Here is an 11,973-nt window from a genome sequence, read left to right on the forward strand (position 1 = left end):
CTACATTTGGTCGTGCCTGATGTCGCTCTTTCGTGGCTTGCAATTCCTCACTACTGTCAATGATCTGCGTGCCCTGCCCAACGAGGGCGTGGAAGTCGCCTTCGCCGGCCGCTCCAACGCCGGAAAATCCAGCGCCATCAATACGCTGGCGAATCACACCCGGCTGGCCTTTGTTTCCAAGACGCCGGGCCGCACGCAGCATATCAATTACTTTGACTTCGGGCAGCAGCGGCGGCTGGTCGACCTGCCGGGTTATGGCTATGCCCAGGTGCCGGCCGATGTGCGCGCGCACTGGGAAAAACTGCTCGGCCTCTATCTGGTGCATCGCGACCGCCTGATCGGCCTGGTGCTGATCATGGATTCGCGCCGCCCGCTCACGCCGCTTGATCGCCAGATGCTTGACTGGTTCCTGCCCACCGGCAAGCCCGTGCATTGCCTGCTGACCAAGTCGGACAAGCTCAGCAAGCAGGAAGGCATCAAGACGCTGCGCGAGGTCAAGAAAGAACTGGGCGCCTACGATCAGGTGACCGTGCAGCTGTTCTCCAGCCTGAAGAAGCAGGGCGTCGAAGAAACCGAAGTGATCGTTGGCCAGTGGTTTGCCAACAGCCCGGCCATTCTGGAAGCCATCGAAGGTGTCGCCGATGCGGATGCCGGCGACAATGTGGCCGGTACCCACGTGACTGACGAGCGGTAATCAATTCCTGTTTGCTTTTGGCAAAAAGGCTTCTATTTTTCAATCAGGTGCGCCCCTGCACCTCCCGCTTTTCCTCCCTGAGCGGGTGCCCTGATCCAATCAGGGCTCATTGCGCCCCGGCTGTCCCCTTGAGCCGGGGTTTCTTTTTGCCTTTTTGCCGTCTAATGCCATTTGCTAATGAACTGCAAGGCCTTGATTATGCTTGATTCCTGTTCTTTCGCTGTCTAATCCCGTATCATCCTGAATCATCAAATCCCGAAACTTTGTCGGGGCGTGTGTCGGGGCGTGGCTCAATTTGTCGGGGCGTGGGAATGGCGAAGGCGGAGAATCAGATCAGTGTTTTGCAGCTCAAGAAGCTGAAACCCGAGAACAAGGGTGACCGGTTGGCAGATGGTGGCGGATTGGCCGGGAGAGTGTTTGCCGGTGACCCTGTATCTGTCGGCTTTACCTACCAGTACCGCAGCCCGGAAACCAGCAAGTTGCGCGAAATTTCTTGCGGCTCATGGCCGGCCGATGATTTGAGCATTATCCGCAAGCTGCGGGACGATTACCGCCAGCAAGTTCGCAAGGGCGTTGACCCGCTTGCACAGCGCCAGCGCGAACAGGAAGCGGCAGAAGCCGCCCGATTGGCTGCTGAGGCAGAAGCCCGCGCAAAGGCAGCAGAAGCCGCCAGACAGGCCGCGCGCCTGAGTTATGCCGATCTGGTAAGCCGCTACGAGTTTGCCCATACAGGCAAGCTCAAGCGGCTGGGCGAGATGATGCGCCGGCATCGCAAGGATGCTATGCCTGCCTTTGGCGACGTGCTGGCTGATGAAGTTACTGCGGAAATGATTATCGCCGCCATGCAGAAGATAAACGAACGCGGGGCGGGGTATCAGTCCTACATTTTGGCTGCTGATGCTGGCCGGATATACAACTGGGCACGTGCTTTGCGCCTTGTTCCTGCCGCATTCAATCCTGCTGCTGAAATCGATAAGGCCAGAATCGGCACGCCGGACAAAATGCGCGAACGGATATTGAGTGAAACCGAATTGCGCACGCTCTTGGGCGAACAGACCATGCCGTTGCGCTGGCGTCTGGCGCTGCGGCTGATACTGGCAACGGCTTGCCGGATTACCGAGGCGTGCGCCGCGCGCTGGGTGGAGTTTGACCTGATTACCGGCATCTGGACATTACCGGGAGAGCGATCCAAGAACGGCAAGGCGCACACGATCCATCTGAGCCGGTTTGCCATCGACACCCTTGAACAGTTACGCGAGGTGTCGCCAGGTGATTGGCTTTTCCCCGACAAATCCGAACAGCATCCAATCCGGCATGGCTATCTGAGCAGGCGTATTCATCTTGCCAGACAGAACGGCACGCTGGCGCTGTCCGGTAACTGGACTGCGCACGATCTGCGGCGTACGGCTGCAACCACGATGGGCGAGCTGGGGGTGATACCCTCCGTCATCGACAAGTGCTTAAACCATCAGGAGCGTAACCGGGTGACGGCAACCTATCAGCGCCAGCAATACATGAGCGAACGCAAAGCGGCATTTGAACTGCTTGGTGGCCGGCTGGAGCTGCTCGCTAATCCCGAAGCCGATAACGTCGTGACGCTCAAGCGGGCGTAATGCCTGGAAATGGCGCTGCGGCTGGAGGTAACGCTGATGCCTGGCTGGCACTGCAAATGGCTTATGAGTTGTGGCAGGTGCGACAGGCCGGAATACCCAATGTGGAGTATGTCTGGCCGGCAGGGTGAAGGAAGAACGAAAAATTGTTTAGACGCAATATGTGGTGTTGATTGATACTGTTAAACACAATATATTCGGCCATACGGCATGAGACATAGAAGATGTGTTTAGCGTCTCGCTTTATTTTTATTGTCATTTTTGATATGGAGGACGCATGGCTACCCTGTTTTGGGATGATTTGGAATATTGTCGATTAGAGGAAAGCGTCAACACAGAAAAGCTTGCTCCGCTGCAATATATGTGGCGTTCATTTTTCAACTCAGGCAACAGCCGCGCCTCCGCCCCCAAGACCCGCACGACAGGCAGCAATGCCAAAAAAGCCGCTTCTGGAGGTGGCGGCGAGTCTGACCCTGAGCCTGAGCGACAAACTCAACTTAACCCAATGACTGTAATTCTTGATGCCGTGAGGCTATCCGAGGTCACCATGACAAGACCCTGCCCGAGTACCGTTCTGACGCTCGCCCGCATTGCCAGCCTGCCCGTTTGCGGAGGTGCGCAATGACTACCCGCATCGAATCCAAAGCCTGCTCCCAAAACATCGCGCAGTTCTTTGCCGCCAAGCATGGCACCTATCCACCAGTGCTACGCCCCAAAGACGCAGCCCCTTACATCGGTGTGAGTGTTCCCCATCTGTGGCGACTCGTGGCCGATGGCAAATTGCCGCAGCCGGTAAAACCATCTCCGGCGATCAGCCTGTTCAAAACCGCTGATTTGGACCAATACCTGTCCGACTTGTTCGGGGAGGGCTAAGCCATGACTGAAGAACAAAAATCCCCGGTAGCCGCCGGGGCGGATGCAGCACGCCTGGCAACGCGGCAGCCGAGCCATTCCTCCAAATTCAATGCGCGTATCGCTCAGGCGTTGGCGGCCTTTGCTGCCAAGCCCTTGGCCGCGTCGCATCAGGAGCCGCAAGGTTTCAGGGGGGATGGTTTCAGGCAAGGTTGCAGCAAAACCTTGCGTTTTGACCGTAGTTTACTGCCATCACCCGCCATCTACTACGTCGAACAGCTTGCCATGCGCCTGCATGGCCGTGGCCTCTGGCGTGATGCGCTTTGTCCTTTCCACAAGGACAGTTCGCCTAGTCTGCGGGTGAATCTGGAAACCGGGGCATTCCGCTGCATGGCCTGCGGGGTGCATGGCGGCGATGTGCTGGCATTTGAGATGCAGCGTACCGGCTGCGATTTCCCGACCGCAGCCAAGTGTCTGAACGCATGGAGGGCATGAACATGGCAGATATTACAATTCGCGCCGATGATGCCGCTCGCATCGCTGCCAAGGGCTTTGCGTGCGGGTATCTGTCCAAGGGCTTTAATGCTGAAGGGCTGCATGTCTATACCCTGCAAGATGGTGCACCGATCTTCTGGCGCTTTCGCTGCAAACACCCGGATGGCAGGAAGGAAATCCGCCCATTCTGGCAGGCCGGGCAGGGCTTCAAGTTGGGTGAACCCCTTCACCCGAACGGCAGACCGCTGTACAACCTTGCGCTGTTGGCTGGCGCTGACTGCGTGTTGCTGGTGGAAGGCGAGAAAGCCGCCGATGCCTGCACCAAGCGGGGCTTGGTGACACTGAGCACAGGCGGGGCCAGTAATGCGACGAGTTGCAATTTTACTCCGCTGGCTGGTCGCGCCGTATACCTGTGGCCCGATCATGATGCTGCTGGCACGCAATGGGCCTGCGAGCTGCTGCCGCGCCTGCTGGGCATGGGCTGCACCGTCTGGACAATCGACCCGGCCAGTTCTGGCGTACCCGACAAGGGGGATGCCTTCGACTGGTTCGCGCAGCACCCGGACGGAAATCCATTCACCGATCTGGACTGGGAGTGTCAAACCCTGCAGCCGGAACTGTTCGAGCAGGACGAGCAACCCGCGCCCTATCCGCTGGAGGCATTGCCGCAGCAGATACGCGCTGCCGTTGGGGAGGTCGTCGACTACCTGCAATGCCCGCCCGCACTGGCCGCCATGAGCGCATTGCAGGCGGCAGCAACGGTGGCGCAAGGGCTGGCTGATGTAGCCCGTGACGAGAAGCTGATAAGCCCCTGCTCGCTGTTTCTACTGGCCGTCGCGGATTCCGGCGAACGCAAGACTACGGTTGACGGCTATTTCATGAAGCCAATCCGCAACTACGCCAGCGCACAGGCAGAGGTCATGCAGCAAGAAGTCCGTACCGCCCGCGCAGACCGCGCCAAATGGGCAGCCGAGAAGGCCGGCATTCTCAAAGTGATTGAGGCCGCCGGGCAGAAATCGGACGACGAGAAAATGGCCGAGCAGCATCATCGCCTGCGCCAGCATGAAGCCGCTGAACCTGCGCCGCTGCGTGTGCCACGCTTTGAGCTTGGCCAGGGTGACTTCAGCTTCGAGAGCATCACCAGCCATTTGCATGAAGGCTGGCCGACGGCGGTCATTGCGTCCAGTGAGGGTGGGAGCTTCTTTGGTGGACGAGCGGCGGAAAACAGCGGGATTACCCGTCTGGCTGCCGCACTCAATGTGCTGTGGGACTCGGGCAGCTTCACCGTAGACCGCAAACGCGCCGATGACAGCTACCAGCTTATCGGGCGTCGGCTGTCCATGTCGCTGATGGTGCAAGCACCGGTACTGCGTGATTTTATGGAGCGTACGGAGAGCGCAACAAGGGGGAGTGGGTTGATGGCCCGTTTCCTGATGGGCAACCCGTCCAGCACCATCGGCACGCGAACCTACCGGGAGCCACCAGCAAGCTGGCCCGGATTGGATGCCTATCACCGCCGTCTTGCCGATCTGGCCGCCACCCCACTGAACATGGACAGCGCCAGCGGCAGACTGACTACCACGCTGATCCATCTGAACAGGGAGGCCAAACAAGTCTGGACTGACTACTTCGACCGGATTGAGGCCGAGTCGGGTGGCGGGGGTGACTATGCCGCACTGTGCGATGTGGCCGCCAAGAGCGCCGACAATGCCGCTCGCATCGCCTGCGTGCTGCATATGCTGAAGCATGGCGCGTATGGCCGCATCGAGGCCGACACCATGCAAAGTGCCGTGGCCATCGCCCAGTGGCATCTGGACGAAGCCCGCCGCCTGCTGGTTCCGGCCGGAAAACCCCTGAGCCAGACGGAGAAGGACGCGAAAGAGCTGCTGCACTGGCTACAGGGTAAAGGGTGGAAGGATTTCACTCGGAACAAGCTGGGGCAATATGCGCCGGGCCAATTGCGCAAGGACGCAAACCGCCGCACTGCCGCTATTGACGAGCTATTGCGCCGCCGCTGGCTGACAGAGAGTACCGGGGAATTAACGCTGTTTCAGCAGGCTGCTGTTGCTGTTTCCGCTGTATCCGCTGTTTGGACAGAAGCAAACAGCTCCGCAGACAGCAAAAACAGCACAGACAGCAACAGCAATCCGGGGAAAGTGATGCCGCAGCAGGACATAAGCCAGCCCAAGCTGATGTTTGCGCAGACCGTTGAGGCTACACCGCCGCTACATGAGCCGATTACCGATCAACTGCAATGGCTGGCCGATCTGGAAGCCGCAAGTATGGAGTTTTGACCATGTCAGCCCTATCCGTTCTGGCCGGGGCTGGCCTGCGCGTCAGCCTGAAACCCGGCGGGCAGAACATTGCCGTTACGCCTGCCGGGCGCATCACCGAACAGCTGGCCGAGTACATCCGGCAGCACAAGCCCAGCATCATTGCCGAATTGCGGAAGCAGGCAGACCAGACACCGCCCGAGATTGTCAGGACATGGCTGGCCACCGGCTGCAAGCTGCCGTGGCAAACGCTGGCGGAGCTGTATCAGGAGCGCGCAGCCATTCGGCAGCATGACGGGCAGCTCAGCCGGGATGTCGCCGAGTCGCTGGCGCTGTCCGATGTGGTGGCGATGATCAATACGGGATTGCCTTGCCAGCTGAATGAAGGTGACTCATGAGCCTGTGTCACGCCAGTAAAACTCACTAAGCTGGTTTCCAGGGCGGCGGTTTCCAGCTGGTTTCCATGGTTACCAGGGGTGTGTGGGCAGCCTCTCCCGGCAGATGCACTTTCTCATCATGTGACAGCGCTGTCGCATCATCGGCGCGGTTGCACTGGGCCGTGCGCGCAGTCGGCCGGTAATTTTGGTTAACAAAATCTGGTTACCAGGCTGGTTAACAGGGTTTTTAGGGGTTTAAGACTGGTTTTCCGCGAGTTATTCACGATCTTATGGGGGCGCGGGTATCCAGACCGGTATCCACGGATACCAGCCCCCTAACAGCCATCCGCGATGAAGGTAACCGTAGTCATCACTCACTTCGCAGTCACGCCGCTGCAAACCGGGTGCGAACTGGCTGCAAAGCCACAGCCCGTAAGGGATTGCGCAATCACCGCTGCCATTTGGTACGCACTCTGGTTCGCACCCCCAACGCGCGCGCGAGGGCTGTAGCACTTGGTTAGCGCACTAACTTTCGCACTAACCGCATTGCAGTTATGGGGCCCTCGCGTCTTATGCCCACCCATTTCTGCCTGAGCCGTTTTTAAGGACACTGGCAACTGATATATTGCCGAATGGCTAAAGGCAGGCAAAGTCAAGGCTGTCACTATCCCGAAGCTATTTTGATTCTGCCTCATCGGCTCATTTGTGATTTCTGACCAAGGACATCATTGTGGGGATGGATGAAGTGGACATGGAAGACAGCAAGCACACACTCAGCCGTAACAACATTGCCGAGTTTCTGATTATCACCCTTAACTTCTTGTGAGTGAACCATGCCGTACTGGTTCAGCATGTTGCTGGCGTTGGCCGTACTGGCCTTCATCGTCTTGTGCAGCCTGTTTCTTTGTCGTGAGCGTCTACAGCGCGAGCAGCGCAACCGCGAGCGCGAGGAATATCGCAAGCATTGGGTTGTGACCTGTCACCTGAGCGAAGATGGTCAGTGGCTGACTCGGAATCGCCGGCCAAGAACACCGGAAGACGATTTGCCGCGCAACACCTTAAGCGATCTGGATATTCCCGAATTCCTGCGTGATCACCGGCTGTATCAGATAGGTCGGATGCACAAGCCGGATTAGGCCATATGACTCTGGCTCCTGCGGACTCTACCGGATATGACCACCCGTTCTGAACACCCGTGATCACCCCACCGAACACTCATGCGCAGGCTGTTGATGGGATTAACAGCAAAGCACAGCATGGCAAAATATTGCGAGGAAGTAGGCCTGACTCCGTCTCCTTTGCTCCTTGCACAGAGCTGTCTTTTTGGCGCACTATTGCGCAGTGGTTTTGAGGCAATCCTGACAAAAACTCGCGCCGTCCTTTAGTGATGAGCGTGAAGCCCTGAAATCACGAGCGTGCTTGCATGGCGGCAAGCAGTGTCCTCGAAACAAGTGGCTGGACGGTGGCAGGGGATTGTCAACGATGTGTTGTTTTAACGTTTTCCTGAACGTGTTGTGGTGTTTGCATTCTCGCCGTCCAGATCAGCCTCTCGGTCGGGGTGTAAGAAAGGGCGCTCAGGCACTAGCCTCAGACGCAGAAACGCCAGCCATCATGCCGGTGCCGAAGGGTCATCAACCCTTGGCATCTGCCATATTTCGCACCGCAGCGCGACTCCCCGTTCTGCTTTCCTTTCTTCTGCTGCAGAGCCTGTCCTTCAATGCGGCGGCATCATATGACATTTTCTGCAAGCAGGCTGGCAAAGCCAACGGCGCGATGTGCACACCGGCACGTGAAACCGAATGGACCTATACCACGGGAAGCTATCCTTTCCAGTTTACAACAGGCCCTCCCCATCCTTATCCGCCGCCATTGCGGATGCTACTGGTAGGATGAATCGCTACTTTTGTTCCGGCCCGTTCATTCAGCCGGAAGGTGCGTGGATTAATTCGCTCGTAAACGACGGCCGTTGGCAACAGCATCGTCTGCTTAGGACGAAAGGGTCAACACAAAGCGGTTGCAATGGCAATCCATCTGCAGGTGAAATTGATTCTACATACCCTGTTTCTGCCTATCGAACCAAAACATTCTCCTGTGCCCCCGGCGAAGACGGCCCCTACCTTGGCCCGGGCAATCAACGCTATTGCGCCCGCTATCGCGATGTGTGCAGTACCACGCCGTATCCGGTCGCGATTTCCGATGGCTCCAAGTATTACGGGAAGATCGTCGATCTTCCCGTTTTCGAGCGTTTCCGGTTTTACCGCAGTTATACATCCCTGCCGAGCTTCAGCGGTGTTGGTGGTTTATTAACGGCGGCCAAGCCGGCGGTTGACCCGGATGGCGGCAGTGTTCAGGCCGTTGGCTGGAGTACGAGTTACGATGCCAGGGTGTGGGTCACGACCGATTCAGCAGGGCTGACCAAGGTATTCAACGTCGACATTCCCGGCGAAAACCTCCGCTCTTTTGTGCAGAAACCCGAAGGCTTGGTTGCGCTGCAGAATGATGCAACTTCACTGGGGATGAATGCCTCGGGCGATCTTTCCTTTTCCCATGTGGATTCCTCCATCTGGCGCTTCGACAAGACAGGCCGCCTGCAGGCCATCGATCAGGCGGCCGGCCCCTCGGTAACCCTGACCTATGCAAACAATGGCCAATTGAGCTCGGCCACGGATCGTTATGGTCAAACCCTTCGTTTTGCGCTGACGCCAGAAGGGATGATTGATCGCATCACTGCGCCAAACGGGCATGTGATTCAGTATGGTTTTGATGCGGGTGGCCATTTGGCCTCAATCGGCTCGCTCGGCCGCTCCGGCGCCACGACCAAGCAGTATCTGTATGAGAACACAAAATTCCCTGGGGCCGTTACCGGCGAAATAGATGAGAAAGGCTTCCGGCTGTCGCTGTTTACGTATGACGATTATGGGCGAGTCATCAAAACCGAACGCTTCGGGAACAGTAGTGGCTTGGTGACCAGTTACCGGTTTGATTTCACCTCCCCTGGCACCCCCAAGGTCACTGATCCACTGGGTACTACCCGGTCATACACGTTTGTGCGCAGTGGCTATGGGCGGTTGAAGAGCGTAAACCAGCCGGGTGGCAGCGGGTGTGGCGCAGCAAGTTCGAACATCACCTACGACGGGAATGGCAACGTACTTGTCAGGTGGGATTTCAATGGGTATCTGACTAGATATACCTATGATTCCGCACGGAACCTTGAAACGCAGCGGAAGGAAGGGTTGAACAACGCCGGTGATGCCCGCCCCGAAAGCCGGACAGTCAGCACGGCCTGGCACAGCTATTGGCGATTTCCGGTGAAGATTGCCGAAGCGAAGAAACTGACGACCTATGTCTACAATGGCGACATTGACCCTGCGACCGGCAGTGCGCTGATGTGTGCTCCTGCAGAGGCAACCATCCCCAAGCTGTCGGGTGGAGCCATTCTGATCGGCGTGTTGTGCAAAAAAACCGAACAGGCCACCGCTGACATTACAGGGGCCGCCGGGCTCACCCCTGTCGTAACGGGCAGCCCCAAAACCTGGACTTACACCTACAACATCAATGGCCAGATGCTGACGGCCGATGGCCCGCGCACTGATGTGTCTGATCTCACCACCATCAGTTACTACGGCCTTGCCGATGCTGACTTGGGCAAGCGTGGCAATGTCGCAACCATCAGTAATGCGCTCGGGCATGTGACCCGAATTACGGCCTACGACCTCAACCGTAATCCGCTCACGATTATCGACCCCAACAATGTCGTTACCTCCCTGACCTACGACGAGCAGGGCCGCCTGACCAGCAGAACGGTTGGCAACGAGAGCAGCACCTACAACTGGGATAGCGCTGGACTGCTCACCCAGATTACCCTGCCGGATGGCCGAACCCTGACCTACAGCTATGATGCCGGGCATCAGCTAACGGCAATCACCGATGCCGAGGGAAACCACCTCGTCTATACCCTCGATGCCATGGGCAACCGGATCAGGGAAGATGTGAAAGACCCGCTGGGCCAGTTGGCACAAACGCGCAGCCGGGTATATGACCCACTCTCCCGGCTGGCGCAAGACATTGGCGGGCAAGGCCAGGTAACCCGCTATGAATACGACCCGAATGGCAACCAGACCAAAGTGACTGACCCGCTGGGCCACAGCACCACCAGTGGCTACGACGCCCTCAACCGCCTCATCACTCTGACCGACCCGGGCAATTGCGTGATCCGGTACACCTACGACGGGCAGGATCAGCTCACGCAGGTCAGTGACCCCCGAGCCCTCGTCACCACGTATACCATCGACGGGCTTGGCAATCGCACCCAGACCGCCAGCCCGGATACCGGCATTGCCACCAGCAGCTACGATGCGGCTGGTAATGAACTATCCCGCACCGATGCCAGAGGGCAGCAGACCACCACCACCTACGACGCTCTGAACCGCCCGATTCAGCTCATCCACCAGGACGGCCGGCAGGTTAACTACACCTGGGATGTGGGCAGCAACGGCAAGGGCCGCCTCACCGGAATCGACGAACTCAGCAATGGCCTCCTCACCGATCGGCTCCAGTACATCTACGACGAGCAAGGCCGGGTGATACACCTCATCCGCACCACCGGCTCCCTCATTCACAGCCAAAGTTACACCTACGCCTCCGGCCAACTCAGCGGACAGACTCTCCCGAGCGGCAGACAAATCAGCTACACCCGAAACACCGCTGGCCAGATCACCCAGATCGAGCTGACCGACAGCGCGGAAGCAGGCAGCGGCCAGAAAAAAACCATTGCCAGCGCCATCAGCTACCACCCCTTTGGCGGCATCAGGGAATGGACAGACGGAGCAGGCCAGATTCACCGCCGCGCCCGGAACCTTGACGGCCAGATCAGCAGCTACAGCCTGGGCAACACGCTCTGGCAGCTCAGCATGGACAGCGCAGGGCGGATCACGGGGCAAAGTGACGCCAGCAATCCCCAGAACAGCGGCACCTACGGCTATGACATTCAGGATCGGCTCACCAGCGCCGCATTGCCGACAGGCCGCTATGGCTACGGCTACGACGCCACGGGAAACCGAACCTCGCAAAGCCAGGGGGGCAACACCAGAACCGTCACGATTGCTCCGACCAGCAACCGCCTGACAGCCCTCAGCAATCCCCCCCGGAACTTCACCTACGACAAGGCCGGCAACACCATCGACGATGGCACCGCGCAATACACCTACGACGCCCGTGGCCGCCTGGTAGCGATGCAAAGCGCAACAGACAAGGCCAGCTATCACCTCAACGCACTGGGCCAGCGCATCCGCAAAACCCTCACGAACAACGGCCAGATCGTGAGCGACACGCTGTACCACTACGACCTCGCCGGCCACCTCATCGGCGAAAGCGACGGCACGGGGAAAGTCAGCCGGGAAATACTCTGGCTGGATGACACGCCACTGGCGGTCCTGCAATGAACGGAGCCGCGATGAACACCAGCCAGTTGCAACGCGCCATTGCCACCCTCGCCGGAAACCTGCTTTGCCTGCTGCTGCTGCTCGGCAGCCCGCTGGCGCAGGCGGCGGATCTCAAGGTGTACTACCTGCACACCGACCACCTGGACACGCCCCGGCTGATGACCGACGAACAAAACCGGGTCGTCTGGAAAAACGGCCCGCTGGCGGAACCGTTCGGGCTGGAGCTCCCCA

10 protein-coding genes are annotated in these 11,973 nt (G+C 58.4%); all 10 read left to right on the forward strand.

Annotation, left to right across the window (positions count from 1 at the left end; all coding sequences use genetic code 11):
• Nucleotides 1-19: 19 nt before the first annotated feature.
• Nucleotides 20-694: a ribosome biogenesis GTP-binding protein YihA/YsxC gene (gene yihA, locus H559_RS19025; RefSeq protein WP_051278946.1), complete on the forward strand. Its 675-nt coding sequence runs from the start codon at nt 20-22 to the stop codon at nt 692-694.
• Between the two features lie 311 nt (nt 695-1,005).
• Nucleotides 1,006-2,307, forward strand: a complete 1,302-nt coding sequence (locus tag H559_RS0105035; protein ID WP_028451795.1) for a tyrosine-type recombinase/integrase — start codon at nt 1,006-1,008, stop codon at nt 2,305-2,307.
• Nucleotides 2,308-2,581: 274 nt separating this feature from the next.
• Nucleotides 2,582-2,929, forward strand: coding sequence for a hypothetical protein (locus tag H559_RS22565; RefSeq protein WP_155845297.1), 348 nt, complete (start codon nt 2,582-2,584; stop codon nt 2,927-2,929).
• The gene (locus tag H559_RS19030; protein ID WP_034639680.1) at nt 2,926-3,177 is read left to right on the forward strand and encodes a helix-turn-helix transcriptional regulator; all 252 of its coding nucleotides are present in this window, start codon (nt 2,926-2,928) and stop codon (nt 3,175-3,177) included. Before H559_RS22565 ends, H559_RS19030 begins: the two co-directional genes overlap by 4 nt.
• Before the next feature lie 3 nt (nt 3,178-3,180).
• Entirely contained in the window at nt 3,181-3,651 is a 471-nt protein-coding gene (locus H559_RS21460) for a CHC2 zinc finger domain-containing protein (protein ID WP_051278947.1), read from the forward strand.
• 2 nt (nt 3,652-3,653) lie between these two features.
• A complete protein-coding gene (locus H559_RS19040) occupies nt 3,654-5,945 on the forward strand; it encodes a YfjI family protein (protein ID WP_034639684.1) in 2,292 nt (763 codons plus the stop codon).
• Between the two features lie 2 nt (nt 5,946-5,947).
• Nucleotides 5,948-6,322 (forward strand): hypothetical protein, encoded by a 375-nt coding sequence (locus H559_RS0105055; RefSeq protein ID WP_028451796.1) that lies wholly within the window; start codon nt 5,948-5,950, stop codon nt 6,320-6,322.
• Between the two features lie 812 nt (nt 6,323-7,134).
• A complete protein-coding gene (locus H559_RS0105065; RefSeq protein ID WP_028451797.1) occupies nt 7,135-7,437 on the forward strand; it encodes a hypothetical protein in 303 nt (100 codons plus the stop codon).
• A gap of 663 nt (nt 7,438-8,100) precedes the next feature.
• The gene (locus H559_RS21465) at nt 8,101-11,742 is read left to right on the forward strand and encodes an RHS repeat domain-containing protein (protein WP_081412882.1); all 3,642 of its coding nucleotides are present in this window, start codon (nt 8,101-8,103) and stop codon (nt 11,740-11,742) included.
• 11 nt (nt 11,743-11,753) lie between these two features.
• Nucleotides 11,754-11,973 (forward strand): RHS domain-containing protein (locus H559_RS0105075; RefSeq protein ID WP_034639686.1); only part of this gene is annotated, 220 nt, incomplete at its 3' end.

The sequence above is a fragment of the Chitinilyticum aquatile DSM 21506 genome (genome assembly GCF_000430805.1).
GTDB lineage: Bacteria > Pseudomonadota > Gammaproteobacteria > Burkholderiales > Chitinibacteraceae > Chitinilyticum > Chitinilyticum aquatile.